Source organism: Bacteroides sp. 519, from assembly GCF_010500955.1.
Classification (GTDB): Bacteria; Bacteroidota; Bacteroidia; order Bacteroidales; family Bacteroidaceae; genus Bacteroides.
Window position 1 is genome coordinate 51,910 of sequence record NZ_QVMJ01000016.1, and the last position, 14,805, is coordinate 66,714.

Below are 14,805 nucleotides of genomic sequence, written 5' to 3' on the forward strand. Positions count from 1 at the left end.
GAAAGGCTGCACAAATGTATTATACCTTTGCAGCGAAGAAACAAAAAAAATAAATTATGAATGGTATAGGATTTGAAAATTTCAGGGTATTTGCAGATAGATCTATTTTTGAATTTGCTCCTATAACAGTATTAACTGGAGCAAATAGTTCTGGTAAAAGTACTCTTATTAAAGGTATGAAGTTAATGCAAAGTTTTTGGATGCAACAGGGTTTAGGAAATATACTCGATTTTGAAAAAGGGAATCATTTGTTGGGAGATTTCGAAATGTGTATTTCCAAAAAAAGTAGCAATAAAGACTCATTTAAGATCATCTATCAACTTAACCACTTTTTGTCTAGTGATTTATTTAAAGATTTATTCATAGAACTTAAATTTAAATTTAACAAAAAGAATCTCCTAAAAAATGGTACATTAGAGAGTTTTAAAATCACAACTAAAGAAAATATTGTTATTTATCAATTCTTTTTAGACGAACAAGAAAATGATGAAAAAACAGGCGAATACACTCGATACAAAGGTATCTATTTATCCGAAGAATGGAATTTTGAATATTTATTCAATAACATTTTACCTGTAACTTTAGAATTGATATCAGAATTTAAGAATTATCGAAAAATAGAGCACCAGAAGAATCTATTTGAAAAGAGTTTTGAAAAGAGTGCAGAAGAGTCAAAAAAAATATATGGCGAACAGGGTGTCGATTATGAAAAATTCAAACGAATAACATATTTAATGCGCCATCTTAAAAATATATCTTTAGACGAGCCTAGCTCTTTTAATGATTTGATATTTATTGATCTTTTTTCTCAAATCCCTATTTCGAACTACAACCTATTTACTAAGGAATTATGGAAAATCACATCAATTCATTTCCCTTCCATTACAGAAAAATACAACTTTGAATCTTTTTCTAATTTATTAAAAATGAAGAACATTGGTACATGGATCAGTGATTTAATATCAAGTGGTGAAGAAACATTTGACTCATATTTCAGAAAGAATCAAAATATTGCACTAAATACTTATTCTCAATATCGTTTCACAAACAATATTCCAATAAATGAACTAGACTACTGGGGCATGCAATTATTTGACTATAAATCGTGGGATTTATTTAGTTCATATGATGCTCAAAATTTATTTAGTTATCCTGAAAAAGCTAAAACAAAAAAAGATAATTCTGTAATAAATATTCGAAGTATAATACACGATGCTATTTGTCTTGAAGAACATATTACAGGTACTAAACCTGTATCTCCAATAGATAGTATAAATAGTATAATAGGAAGTCTAAAATTGATATTACAACAAATTGCATTCGGATCAATAAAAAGAAATGCGATAGATTCTTACTTTATAGATTCCGTTCGAGCAAATTCTCAACGCTTCTATTCTTTTTCAGCGCAAGAAACTGAATTTCATAGTTTTCTAATTGATTTCCTTAAACAGGAATATAACGACAAAGAAATTTCTTTTATAAGGAAATGGTTGCAAGAATATGAAATTGCCAATGATTACGAAATAGAAATGCTACAAGGAGCTGGAAGCCAAATCTTTTTAATAAAAGGTGATCAAAAAATAAATCTTGTTGATTTAGGATATGGCATTACACAACTATTGCCTATAATTTTAAAAATAGTTTATTGTCACCAGATAGGAAAAAAAACTATTATTTTGGAAGAACCAGAAGCCAATCTACATCCTAAATTTCAATCTAAACTTGCAGATTTTTTCTTAGATTCCTACAAAACTTTTGGCATTCAGTTTATAATTGAAACTCATAGTGAGTATTTAATTCGCAAACTACAATACTTGACAGTCAAAGGTAATGCGAAGCCAGAAGATACAATAATATATTATATCGATTATCCTGAAGTAGAAAAACGAGAAGTTGGAGAAAGTCAGATTCGCACAATTCATATTAAATCCAATGGTCAGTTGACAAAGCCTTTTGGTGCTGGATTCACAGATGAATCAACATATTGGATAAAAGAGATGTTTATGTATTCCAATTAAAAAGAATGTGTCATGGATAATAGAATTAATATTTATTGTGAATTTGCTTTCTTTGAAAAATTTGCTGATTTATGCCCACAAACGAAAAATGGTATACCACACAAAGATTATAAACATTGGGAATGTTATTTTGATATGTTTTGTGGGAAAAATGATATTGTGATAACCGATATCGAAAAAAAAGAATTTATATCCCAATGTAATGATGATAGTATAGCAGGTCAGATTCTTAAACTAATATTGGAGTCACATGCAGATGGTAGGGGAAATTTAGTTTGTCTTTCAAACGAAAAAACAAATATGGAAACTCATGAACAAGATGATAATGGGCTTGATTATTTTAGCAAACATGAACAAACTATCTTTTTTCTAAACCAAAATGAGGAAACTTGTAGATACAGAGAAAATAATTATGGATTGATATTTATTTCACCAGAAACACTTTTAAATCGAGCTGAATTATTATTTACCCCTCAACGCTATGAAATAAACGAAAATACAAAAAATTGGAGTTTCTTGAAAAAAAACATCAGTCCATGTAATACAATTTATCTTATTGATAACTATATTTTAGGTAAAGAAAGTAGTATTATAGAAAATAATATAAAATCTTTATTTGATGCTATTTTGCCATCAATACTGAATAAACGATCTTTCAAAGTTATTGTTTCAACAGAAATCCCAAAGGGGCAAGATGAGCAATGGGCTAATAAGAGAGCCGAGAAACTTAAAAGGTGGATAGAAGAATTAAGAAGCTACAAGATAGAGGTTTTTATTAATTATACAAAAAACAAACACCATGATAGAAATCTTTTTTCTAATTATTTTCTATTTGATTGTGGTTATGGCTTTATTTTATCTGAAAATGAAAAGCAAAAAGGAACAAAGCTGACAATATTTCCAATAACACATCGTTCAACTTTAGCATTTATGCAATCTTTCAAGGACACAATAAATAAATAATAAAATCAACATAATTATGGCAAAATTATATCCTCCATTAGAAGTCATCAAAAAGCGAAAGCCAGAAGCGACCCTAGGTGAAAGAAAATTATTGTCATTTTTACTACATAATTACAATGACGAATATGAAATATTCTTCCAACCATTTCTCAATGGAGACTTGCCTGATATTATCCTAGTACACAAAGGTGGAGGCATTATGATTTTCGAAGTAAAAGATTGGAATCTATCTAATTATCATGTTAACGAAGTCGGAAAATGGATAGTTAATTCTAATAACTCTATTATGAAAACACCATTTGATCAAGTATTAAAATATAAAGAAAATTTATACAACTTACACATTGACTCTTTATTAGAATTAAATCTAAAAGATTATAAACATTGGTACATTGTTAATTGCGCCGTATATTTTCATTGTCAATCAGAGAAAGAAGCAAACGATTTTTGTTATGGGTCATCGTCTACAGATAAATACAAAAAGTTTCTAGATAAAAATTTCACTATTTTAGGGTATGATTCTTTAACAAAAAACAATACAGATGAAATTTTCGACAAAAGATGGATTAGCCGTAAAAGCAAATATTTCACCAAAGAACTTTATGATAGTTTTGCTAGAATACTCAAACCCTCTTATCATACAATGGAAGAAGGCTTAGATATTAAATTATCTTCAATCCAACAAGAATTATCAATAAGTGTAGAAAATGAAAAAAAAAGAATAAAAGGAGTTGCTGGTTCAGGTAAAACACTTGTTTTGGCTCAACGTGCAGTTAATGCTCATAAACGAACAGGTGGAATGATACTTATCTTAACCTATAATATCACATTGAAAAATTACATTCATGATAAAATAAGTGCAGTTAGAGAGTCTTTTGCTTGGGAATTTTTTAATATATCTAATTATCATGACTTCATAAATTCCAACATGAATAATGTAGGTATTGGGTTTGATTTTTTACCCAAAGACAAAGACGGAAGAGCAAAATATGTTCCTATTGAGGAAGAAGTATTTGATGAAAATATATATTCAAACTTGCACTTATTTGATAATTACAAAGATCAACTCCCAAAATATGATGCTATATTTATAGATGAAACTCAGGACTATAAAGAGAATTGGATTCGAATTATCAAAGATAATTTCGCTAATGAAAACTCTGAAATAGTTGCCTTTGCTGATGAAAAACAAAATATTTATTCAAGACACTTAGACTCTACAAAAATGCCCAACATACCGATTCAGGTTGGATCTTGGGATAAAAGATTAAACAAGAGTTATAGACTTTCTAACAAAATAGCTTTGTTAGCAACTGATTTTCAAAAAAAATTCTTCACTAACAAATACATTATTGATGATAAAATAGAAACAAATTCTATGCTTTCATTATTTGATGAGCCATTTATTGAATATCACTATTTTGGAAGTGATAATGATACATATATCGCAAATTATATTTTCAAGCAAATAATGCATCATAGTTTCAATTCTAATGATGTTACAATATTATCATCTCGAATAAAAATGTTGCGAGAGTTGAACACCAAACTGCAAATGAATAGTAAAGAGATGACTAATATAATGTTTGAAACAGAAGAGGAATTCAAGCAATTATGTCCTAATGCTCAAACTGGCAATGAGAAAAATCAAGAGATAGAAAAAATACGAAAAAAGCGGAAAGCAAATTTTTGGATGAATAGAGGTACATTCAAACTATCAACAATACATTCATTTAAAGGTTGGGAAAGCCCCGTTTTGTTTTTGGTAGTTGAAGACAACATAAGGAATTATGATCATTTAATTCAGACAAATTCTCAAGGTTTTAAGCCTGTTGAGTTTTCAGATGAATTAGTATATACTGGATTAACAAGATGTCGTAACTTCTTATTTATAATAAATATTAGAAATCAGGCATATCATAATTTCTTTCAGGGCAACAATTTAATAGACAAAAAAATAGGCCATGACTAATAATGTGATACAGCATACAAAGGTTTTCAATATAAATCAGATGGATACATTCAAGTACCCATCTGTCTCTATACTCTAAACCTTTTGTCTCAAATACCCCTTAAAGTCCTCAAACTCCTTCGTCATTTCAATACTTACCTTCTCCCCTTTCATAAACTCCTGTAGTTTACCAGGTATTTCAACCTTACTTCCCAGAATACTTTCTACAGTTTCAAGGAATTTAGCCGGATGTGCGGTTTCAAGGAACACTCCGGTTTCTTCTGGTTTCAATCCTTCGTCAAGGGCGCGATAGCCGCAAGCTCCATGTGGATCGAGCAAGTAGCCGGTTTCCTCATACACCTTCTTCACGGTTTCGCGTATCTGCTCGTCGGTATAAGTAGCTCCGCTTATCTCGGAAGTGATGGCTTTGTGCGAATGTTCGTAAAGGTCGAGTACACGGGCAAAGTTACTGGGATCACCAACATCCATAGCGTTTGCAATGGTAGCAACAGATGGACGTGGATTGTATTGACCAGTCTGCAAATACTGGTAGAAGATATCGTTGCGGTTGTTGGCTGCAATAAACCGTTTGATTGGAAGCCCCATTCGTTTACCAAACAAGCCGGCAGTGATGTTACCAAAGTTACCACTTGGTACACAAACAACCATTTCATCGGCTTTACCCATCTTCTTTAACTGGGCATAAGCATAGAAGTAATAAAACGCCTGAGGCAGGAAGCGAGCCACATTTATGGAGTTTGCCGAGGTAAGCATCAGTTTATCATTCAGTTCCTTATCCATAAAAGCTGCTTTTACCAAAGCCTGACAGTCGTCGAAGGTTCCATCTACTTCAATGGCAGTAATGTTTTGTCCTAATGTAGTAAACTGACATTCCTGTATAGGGCTGACTTTCCCTTTGGGATAAAGCACATACACATGCACTCCGTCTACTCCCAGAAATCCGTTTGCAACAGCGCTTCCGGTATCGCCCGAAGTGGCTACCAGTACATTTACCGGACTGTTTTGATTACGGGTGTAATAGCTTGTTAGCCGGGCCATGAAGCGGGCACCCACATCTTTAAATGCCAACGTTGGGCCGTGAAAGAGCTCAAGTGAGTATATATTATCTGTTACTTTAACTACAGGAGTATCAAAGTTCAACGTATCGTACACTATTTCCTTTAGCTTATCGGCAGGTATGTCTTCACCAAAGAAGACATCGGCTACCTGGTAAGCTATTTCCTGAAAAGAAAGGTTTTCAATGTTATCATAAAATTCCTTTGGTAAGGGTTTGATTACTTCGGGCATATAAAGACCGCGGTCGGATGCCAGGCCTTTTATTACGGCGTCCTCTAATGAGGCTAACGGGGCTTGTTTATTTGTACTATAATATTTCATAAATATAATGTGAGAATGTGCCAATATGCCAATGTGAAAATTGGCTGGCGCAATCAATTAAATAATTAAATCATTAACATTGGCACATTGGCATATTAACCTATTGGCATATTAATCTCATGAACTCGTCTTCTTTCAACAATCCGTAAACTCCTTGTTTAGCAGATTCTTCATCGTACTTCTGCACACTGTCGGCTTCAATACCCGGATACCATAGTATAAATGGGATAGGTTCGGAAGTGTGGGTACGAAGTTTACATGGTGTAGGATGATCGGGTAATACGGCAATAGTAACTGGTTCGTCCCAGTCCTTAACTGCTTCATAGATGGGACCTACTACCCTACTGTCCAGATTCTCTATTGTTTTTATTTTCAGAGGGATGTCTCCTTCGTGTCCGGCTTCGTCGCTTGCTTCAATATGCAGATATACAAAATCATCAGTGCGTAAAGCATTCAGAGCGGCTGCAACTTTATTCTCATAGTTGGTATCATAAAGTCCGGTAGCGCCTTCAACGTCTATCCGTTTTAATCCGGCATAGCGTCCTATTCCCTGAATAAGATCGACTGCGGAAATAACCGAGCCTTGTTTTATCTGAGGGTAAGTAACCGAAAGCGGCTCCATCTGCGGACGGTAACCCGGCGACCATGGCCAGATACTATTTGCTGGATCTTTACCTTTACTTATACGGGCCTGATTGATGGGATGATTCTGTAGTAACTCTTGTGAGCGGAAAATCAAATCGTTTATTAAGTTGGCGGTTTCAATAGCTTTATCTGTATGAAGCCCTGAGTCCTGTGCCACGCTGGCTAATAATGGTCGGAAAGGTTGAAGCGGAACATCGTGAGGCGGAGTAGTTTCGAAATGTTTATTCCCGTCTTTTATCACAAGCAAATGACGGTATGAAACTCCCGGATAGAATGTTACCCTATCATCGCTTAACTCTTCCTGAAGGTAATTGATTAAAACCTCTGCCTCTTCCGAAGATATATGCCCGGCAGAGTGGTTCTTCAATATATCGCCTTCTACACAAACCAGGTTGCAACGCATAGCCATCTCACCGGGTTGAAGGTCTACTCCTATGCTGGCAGCCTCGAGTACACCACGACCTTCGTAAACTTTGGAAAGATTATACCCCAGTACAGAAAGGTTAGCTACCTCACTACCCGGGTGAAAGCCTTCGGGTACAGTTCTAAACAGTCCGTTTTGCCCCATGCCAGCCAACATGTCCATATTGGGTGTGTTGGCATATTGAAGTAAAGTTTGGTTATTTAAAGATTCGACTGGCCAGTCGGCCATACCGTCTCCAAGTATTATAATGTACTTCATTTAAGTTGAGAGTTGAGAGTTGAGAGTTGAGAGTTCAACTCTCAACTATATTAAACGTTCGCTATACTCATAATATCCGCAAATACTCCGGCAGCAGTAACGCTGGCACCGGCGCCATAACCTTGAATCATCATCGGATATTCTTTGTAACGTTCTGTTGTGAGTAGGATAATATTGTTGCTACCTTCCAGGTTATAGAAAGGATGAGTTGGACCAACTTCCTGTAAGCCTACGGATGCCTTGCCGTTCTCTAGTTTGGCAACGAAACGCCAGTGCTTGTTTTCTTTTTCCAATACCTGACGGCGTGCTTCGAAATCAGCATCAAGACCAGATATACGGCCCCAGAATTCATCCAGACTTCCCTCAAAGAATGAATCGGGAACAAAAAGATTCTTCTCAACATCCGACTGTTCCAAACGGTAGCCTGCTTCGCGGGCCAGGATCACCAGCTTGCGGATAACATCCTTACCGCTTAGGTCGATACGCGGATCGGGTTCGGAGTAACGTTCTTCCTGTGCCATTTTAATAGTACGGCTAAAAGGTATATCTGCACTGATCTTATTAAAGATATAGTTAAGTGTTCCCGAAAGTACAGCCTCTATCTTTAATATCTTATCGCCACTGTTCATCAAGTCATTAATTGTATTGATAATAGGCAAACCGGCTCCAACGTTTGTTTCGAACAAGTACTTCACTCCACGGCGGCGGGCGGTTTGTTTCAGTTCGCGGTAGTTATCATATTCGGACGAAGCTGCAATTTTGTTTGCTGCAACCACCGATACATTGTGACTCAACAAATCTTTATACAAAGCAGCTATATCCGGACTTGCAGTACAATCTACAAATACCGAGTTGAATATATTCATGCCGATAATTTCGTTACGCAACAATTCGGGAGAGTTGTCTAGCCCTTCGTTTTTAAGCGTTTCCTGGTAATTATTCAGGTCAAGTCCCGGACGGTGGAAGATGGCTTTCAGATTATCAGCAATACCTACAACGTTTAGCTTTAACCCGTTTTCTTCCATCAACTTCTGGCGTTGGGTGCGAATCTGTTCAATCAGGCTTCCACCTACAGTACCTGTTCCGCAAATAAACAGGTTCAATACCTGATATTCGGACAAGAAGAATGAATCATGAATAACATTCAGTGATTTGCGAAGTGAATTTAAATCAACAACAAAAGAGATATTTGTTTCGGATGCTCCCTGTGCACAGGCTATTACATTGATACCGTTACGACCCAAAGTACCGAACAACTTACCGGCAATACCCGGGGTATGCTTCATGTTTTCGCCCACAATAGCTACAGTGGCAAGATCTTTCTCGGCCGATATCTCGGATATCTCACCCATTTCGATTTCTTTCGAGAACTCATCATTTAATAGTTCACACGCCAAATCGGCATCGGCATTACGCACACCAATAGAGGTACTATTTTCCGACGAAGCTTGTGATACAAGGAACACACTGATGCCTCCTTTGGCCAACGAACGGAAAATACGGTAATTAACTCCAATTACGCCTACCATACCAAGTCCCTGAACGGTTATCAAACTGGTATCGTTGATAGAAGATATACCTTTAATTGCTTTTCCTTCGCTCTTTGGCTTTTGAACAATCATGGTTCCGTTTCCTTCCGGATTAAAAGTATTTTTTATCAGGATAGGAATATTTTTATGGCAAACCGGATAAATAGTTGGAGGATAAACCACTTTGGCTCCAAAGTTGCAAAGCTCCATTGCCTCTACATAGGTAAGCTCGTCGATGGTATAAGCGGAACTGATAACTTTCGGATCGGCAGTCATAAAGCCATCCACATCGGTCCATATCTCAAGTATTGAAGCATTTAATGCAGCTGCAATAACCGAGGCTGTATAATCGGAACCGCCTCTTCCAAGGTTGGTTACATCGCCGGTTACCTTATCCGAAGAGATAAACCCGCCCAGCACAGACACTTGTGGCAGCTCTTTAAAAGTTTCTTTAATAAGTTCGTTGGTAAGTTCGGTATCCAGAATGTGTTTTGAATACTTCTTTTCGGTTTTAATAAACTTGCGGCTATCAAACCATTTGGCACCTTTAATTAACTTGGCTACAAGTATAGACGATAATCTTTCGCCATAGCTAACAATGGTATCGAGTGTTTTGGGAGAGATGTCTTTAATGAGGTAGATGCCTTGAAATATATCTTTGAGTTCGTTTAACAGTTCACTAACCTGTACCTGTAGTTCTTGTTGTCCGGCATCGGCGGGGATTACTTCCTTAACTATTTCTGCATGACGGCAAACAATCTCTGCAAAATCTTTTTCATATTCGGAGTTCCCCGATGCTGCTGTTTTAGATGTGTTTATCAGTTTGTCGGTTATCCCACCTAAGGCCGAAACTACTACGATTACCGGTTCCTGAACCGACTCTACTATTTTTTTTACGCTTAAAATACTGTTCACGGAACCTACGGATGTTCCGCCGAATTTCACTACTTTCATATTTTGAGTAATAAGTTTTGAGTAATAAGTGATAAGTTTTAAGTAATAAGTGATGTATTCAAGTATCCAAGTATCTTAAAGCCTGCATAGCAACTTAAAACTTACTACTTAGAACTTATTACCTAATATTTTTTTTGATTGTTTCGCCTACCTTCCATAAGCGTGATTCACGTAGAAACACAAATACTCCTTAACCCCGAAGGGTCATGGTTGTACACATAGACATCGTCGTTGTATGTGAGTAGTATTCGTTCATTAATCTTGTTTCTATCGTTATTTAATTGATAAGTGCTGCAAAAATAAGAATAATATTATTCATTCTATTACCTTTTGCGATTTTTTTGTGATAAAATTAAAAAGAAAGGGTGTATACATTATTATAAATGAGTGTTCGTAATAAGTTATCAGGAGCTTTAACTCCTTTAACTCCTAGCGAAGCGATAACTCCTTCCATGCTATAGTATGAATAATTAGGCTAAGTAGAATGTCGACAGTTTCACGGTAGGAAACTAACCGTTTCACGGTAGGAAACCAACGGTTTCACGGTATGAAACTACTAGTTTCCTATGTATGAAACTACTTGTTTTCTACATAGAAAACAGTTAGTTTTCTATATAGGAAACTACTTGTTTCACTACACGAAACAAAAATGAAACTAGTTGTCTCATGCGCATCTCGCGTGCTGACAATGCTGTAATGATATTTGCCAGCACACTTTGCCAGCACGCTTTAACAAACTAATAATCAAACAAATAAACCGTTGTGTGCTGGCAGTGCTGGCAAATTTCGATTTTTAAACTCTGTGTAGGTGGTTTTGATAAGGATCAACTCTGTGGTGAATTGTAATCAGAAGATAAGAATTGAAATTAATCTGCTTATTTTCTTTCCCATTTCATTCTCTTTCTATATTTTTGCATCATATTATCATAGTACGCTTTTGTTATGAAGACTTTAGAAAGATTATTCGCAGAGAAATTATTAAAGATTAAAGCTATCAAGCTTCAGCCGGCCAATCCCTTTACATGGGCTTCTGGATGGAAATCGCCTTTTTATTGCGATAATCGCAAAACATTATCCTATCCTTCACTTAGAAATTTTGTAAAGATTGAAATTACACGCATTATATTAGAACGTTTCGGACAGGTAGATGCCATTGCAGGTGTTGCAACAGGTGCTATTCCGCAAGGAGCACTGGTAGCCGATGCTTTAAATCTGCCGTTTGTATATGTACGTGCCACTCCAAAAGATCATGGACTTGAAAACCTGATAGAAGGAGAGTTACGTCCTGGTATGAAGGTTGTTGTAGTTGAAGATCTTGTATCGACAGGAGGAAGCAGTTTAAAAGCAGTAGAAGCTATCCGCCGCGATGGATGTGAAGTTATTGGCATGATAGCCGCATATACCTATGGTTTTGATGTAGCAGTAAAAGCATTTAAAGAAGCTAAAGTACCCTTGGTAACCCTTACCAATTACGACGCTGTGTTAGATGCCGCTTTACGTACCGATTATATAAGCGAAAAAGATGTAGAAATCCTTAATAATTGGCGCAAAGACCCGGCTCATTGGGAACCTTTTAAATAAAGAAAACAACATATAAAATAGTTACTAACACTGGGCCACAGAGTCACCCCTTATTATTCGCTCTGTGTTTCAGTGTTTTTTTCATTCAACAGTTACAAATTATGAGTAAATTCGAAAGTGGTATAAAAGAGATACCTTACAGCCAGGAGCGTGTTTATAATAAGTTATCTAACTTGAGCCATCTGGAAGGTATCAAAGATAAAATTCCACAAGACAAAATACAGGATCTGGAATTCGACACCGATACTATCAGCTTCAGTATGTCGCCGGTAGGCAAAGTTACATTGAATATTGTAGAAAGAGATCCTGTTAAATGCATTAAGTTTGGAACAACCACTTCGCCACTACCATTCACCTTATGGATACAGATTCTACCTGTTACAGAAGAAACATCAAAGATGAAAATAACAGTAGAAACAGACCTGAATCCGATGATGAAAATGATGGTTGAAAAGCCACTCAAAGAAGGACTGGAAAAAATGGCAAGTATGATTGCCACAATACCATATTAATTGAGAGTTGAGAGTTGAGAGTTGAGAGTTACGATGTTGTATGATAACTCTTAACTCTCAACTCTCAACTCCCAACTTTATTATAAATTATGATTTGATTGTTGATAACTCTCAACTCTCAACTCTCAACTCTCGACTAATATGAAGCTTTGGGAAAAAAGTACAGAAGTAAACAAAGAGATTGAACAATTCACTGTTGGCAAAGACCGTGAAATGGATTTGTATCTGGCTAAATATGATGTTATGGGTTCTATGGCACATATAACAATGCTAGAAAGCATCGGGTTGTTAACAAAAACCGAGTTGGAATTACTCCTTGTTGAACTTAAAAATATATATAAAGAGATAGAAGAGGGCAACTTCGTTATCGAAGATGGTATTGAAGATGTCCACTCGCAGGTAGAACTATTGTTAACCCGCCGTCTGGGTGATATTGGAAAGAAAATCCACAGCGGTCGTTCGCGCAACGATCAGGTTTTGGTCGACCTGAAATTATTTACCCGTGCCCGGATAAAAGAAATAGCCGAAGCCGTTGAAGATTTGTTTCATGTTCTCATCAATCAAAGTAACAAATATAAAGATGTGCTTCTTCCGGGATACACTCATCTTCAAATAGCTATGCCTTCATCTTTTGGCCTTTGGTTTGGTGCCTATGCCGAAGGTTTGGTCGATGATATGCTTTTTCTGCAGGCAGCCTATAAAATGTGCAACCGCAATCCGCTCGGATCGGCTGCGGGCTATGGTTCTTCGTTCCCTCTGAACCGTACCATGACTACAGAGCTACTGGGATTCGATTCCATGAACTACAATGTAGTATACGCTCAGATGGGACGTGGCAAGATGGAAAGAAATGTAGCTTTTGCTCTGGCAAGCATTGCCGGAACAATTTCTAAACTGGCTTATGATGCATGTTTGTATAACAGTCAGAATTTCGGCTTTGTAAAACTACCCGACGAATGTACAACCGGTTCGAGCATTATGCCACATAAAAAAAATCCGGATGTATTTGAGTTAACCCGGGCAAAATGCAATAAAATACAATCGCTGCCACAACAAATTATGATGATAGCCAACAATCTACCTTCCGGCTATTTCCGCGATCTTCAGATTATTAAAGAAGTGTTCCTTCCGGCATTCGACGAATTAATGGAATGCATACAGATGACTACTTATATAATGCAGGAAATCAAAGTAAACGAACACATCCTGAACGATGAAAAGTACTTATTGATTTTCAGCGTAGAAGAGGTAAACAGACTTGCACGCGAAGGTGTTCCTTTCAGAGATGCCTACAAACAAGTAGGTTTAGATATCGAGGCCGGAAACTTTAGCCACAACAAAAAGGTGAATCATACACACGAAGGCAGTATTGGTAACTTATGCAATGAAGAGATTGAATTGCTGATGCAAAAGGTAGTGGATGATTTCAATTTTGAACGGGTGGAACAGGCGGAGAAGAGGTTGCTGAAAGATTAAAACGACTTTTAAATAAAACTGTTATGGACTATATACCTTCCGAAAACCGATACACTGGCGAAATGCTTTATAAGTATTGTGGTAAGAGTGGTTTAATGCTTCCTAAAATATCATTGGGATTGTGGCATAACTTTGGCGATGTAGACGACTTTGATGTTGCAACCGACATGATAAAATATGCCTTCGATAACGGAATTACCCACTTCGACTTAGCCAACAATTATGGTCCCTCTCCCGGTTCGGCCGAAAGCAATTTCGGTAAGATACTGAAAACTAACTTCCAAGGCTACCGGGATGAAATGATTATTTCTTCTAAAGCAGGACACGCTATGTGGCCCGGGCCTTATGGCGATGGAAGCTCGCGCAAGAATCTGATGGCAAGTATCGATCAAAGCTTGCGCCGTACCGGACTTGAATATTTCGACATATTCTACAGCCACCGCTATGATGGTGTTACTCCTGTAGAAGAAACCATGCAAGCACTTATTGACATAGTAAAACAAGGCAAAGCCTTATATATAGGTTTATCCAAATATCCGACCGATAAAGCTAAAATAGCTTATGATATGCTCAAAGCTGCGGGTACTCCCTGCCTGATTTATCAAGATAGATACAGCATGTTTACACGTGAGGTTGAAGCCGGACCATTGCAACTTGCACATGATCAGGGATGTGGCTTTATTGCTTTCTCTCCTTTAGCCCAAGGACTATTAACCAATAAATACCTACACGGTATTCCCGAAGGATCAAGAGCAGCACGTTCAACCGGTTTTCTGCAACGCGATCAGGTAACTGATGATAAAATTGCCGCTGTACGCAAACTAAACGAAATAGCAGAGCAACGCAATCAGTCTTTGGCTCAAATGGCACTTGCATGGGTGTTGAAAGATGAACGGGTTACCTCTGTGATTATTGGTGCGAGTTCTGTTAATCAACTAGCTGATAATCTGAGCACTTTAGATTGTATTTCTTTCAGTAGTGAAGAGCTGGAGATGATTGAAAGAATACTCTCAACAGTAAATATTCAGATGCCTAAGTAATTTTCTGCACAAATATTTTGCTTTTTAACAAATTGCACTTATCTTTGCATCCGCAA

At 36.7% G+C, this 14,805-nt stretch carries 10 protein-coding genes; 7 read left to right on the forward strand and 3 right to left on the reverse strand.

The genetic code is table 11. From position 1 onward, the window contains the following. The first annotated feature begins 56 nt into the window (after nt 1-56). Genes D0T85_RS14250 through D0T85_RS14260 form a run of 3 tightly spaced genes read left to right on the forward strand, consistent with a single transcriptional unit; the run spans nt 57 to nt 4,953 of the window. Nucleotides 57-2,018: an AAA family ATPase gene (locus D0T85_RS14250; RefSeq protein WP_163214196.1), complete on the forward strand. Its 1,962-nt coding sequence runs from the start codon at nt 57-59 to the stop codon at nt 2,016-2,018. A 12-nt stretch (nt 2,019-2,030) separates the two neighbouring features. Continuing rightward, nucleotides 2,031-2,981, forward strand: coding sequence for a hypothetical protein (locus D0T85_RS14255; protein ID WP_163214197.1), 951 nt, complete (start codon nt 2,031-2,033; stop codon nt 2,979-2,981). A gap of 16 nt (nt 2,982-2,997) precedes the next feature. Beyond that, on the forward strand, nt 2,998-4,953 hold the full coding sequence (locus tag D0T85_RS14260) for a nuclease-related domain-containing DEAD/DEAH box helicase (RefSeq protein ID WP_163214198.1): 1,956 nt from the start codon (nt 2,998-3,000) through the stop codon (nt 4,951-4,953). Between the two features lie 75 nt (nt 4,954-5,028). On the opposite strand, the gene thrC is transcribed toward D0T85_RS14260, so the two are convergent. From thrC to thrA, 3 genes are all read right to left on the reverse strand, one after another. After that, the gene (gene thrC / locus D0T85_RS14265; RefSeq protein WP_163214199.1) at nt 5,029-6,330 is read right to left on the reverse strand and encodes a threonine synthase; all 1,302 of its coding nucleotides are present in this window, start codon (nt 6,328-6,330) and stop codon (nt 5,029-5,031) included. Nucleotides 6,331-6,430: 100 nt separating this feature from the next. After that, nucleotides 6,431-7,657: a cofactor-independent phosphoglycerate mutase gene (locus tag D0T85_RS14270; protein ID WP_163214200.1), complete on the reverse strand. Its 1,227-nt coding sequence runs from the start codon at nt 7,655-7,657 to the stop codon at nt 6,431-6,433. Between the two features lie 50 nt (nt 7,658-7,707). After that, nucleotides 7,708-10,140, reverse strand: a complete 2,433-nt coding sequence (thrA, locus tag D0T85_RS14275) for a bifunctional aspartate kinase/homoserine dehydrogenase I (RefSeq protein WP_163214201.1) — start codon at nt 10,138-10,140, stop codon at nt 7,708-7,710. 942 nt (nt 10,141-11,082) lie between these two features. On the opposite strand from thrA, the gene pyrE reads away from it, so the two are divergent. From pyrE to D0T85_RS14295, 4 genes are all read left to right on the forward strand, one after another. After that, on the forward strand, nt 11,083-11,721 hold the full coding sequence (gene pyrE, locus D0T85_RS14280) for an orotate phosphoribosyltransferase (protein ID WP_163214202.1): 639 nt from the start codon (nt 11,083-11,085) through the stop codon (nt 11,719-11,721). A 101-nt stretch (nt 11,722-11,822) separates the two neighbouring features. Next, the gene (locus tag D0T85_RS14285; protein ID WP_163214203.1) at nt 11,823-12,233 is read left to right on the forward strand and encodes an SRPBCC family protein; all 411 of its coding nucleotides are present in this window, start codon (nt 11,823-11,825) and stop codon (nt 12,231-12,233) included. Nucleotides 12,234-12,374: 141 nt separating this feature from the next. Beyond that, complete coding sequence (gene argH, locus D0T85_RS14290; RefSeq protein WP_163214204.1) at nt 12,375-13,709, forward strand: argininosuccinate lyase; 1,335 nt, start codon at nt 12,375-12,377, stop codon at nt 13,707-13,709. A 23-nt stretch (nt 13,710-13,732) separates the two neighbouring features. Beyond that, nucleotides 13,733-14,749: an aldo/keto reductase gene (locus D0T85_RS14295; RefSeq protein WP_163214205.1), complete on the forward strand. Its 1,017-nt coding sequence runs from the start codon at nt 13,733-13,735 to the stop codon at nt 14,747-14,749. The last annotated feature ends 56 nt before the right edge of the window (nt 14,750-14,805 follow it).

Coding starts and splice junctions, on each gene's coding strand:
- D0T85_RS14270 (WP_163214200.1), bottom strand. CDS start 7,657: ATGAAGTACATTATAATACTTGGAGACGGTATGGCCGACTGGCCAGTC.
- D0T85_RS14260 (WP_163214198.1), top strand. CDS start 2,998: ATGGCAAAATTATATCCTCCATTAGAAGTCATCAAAAAGCGAAAGCCA.
- D0T85_RS14295 (WP_163214205.1), top strand. CDS start 13,733: ATGGACTATATACCTTCCGAAAACCGATACACTGGCGAAATGCTTTAT.
- D0T85_RS14250 (WP_163214196.1), top strand. CDS start 57: ATGAATGGTATAGGATTTGAAAATTTCAGGGTATTTGCAGATAGATCT.
- D0T85_RS14285 (WP_163214203.1), top strand. CDS start 11,823: ATGAGTAAATTCGAAAGTGGTATAAAAGAGATACCTTACAGCCAGGAG.
- pyrE (WP_163214202.1), top strand. CDS start 11,083: ATGAAGACTTTAGAAAGATTATTCGCAGAGAAATTATTAAAGATTAAA.
- argH (WP_163214204.1), top strand. CDS start 12,375: ATGAAGCTTTGGGAAAAAAGTACAGAAGTAAACAAAGAGATTGAACAA.
- thrC (WP_163214199.1), bottom strand. CDS start 6,330: ATGAAATATTATAGTACAAATAAACAAGCCCCGTTAGCCTCATTAGAG.
- D0T85_RS14255 (WP_163214197.1), top strand. CDS start 2,031: ATGGATAATAGAATTAATATTTATTGTGAATTTGCTTTCTTTGAAAAA.
- thrA (WP_163214201.1), bottom strand. CDS start 10,140: ATGAAAGTAGTGAAATTCGGCGGAACATCCGTAGGTTCCGTGAACAGT.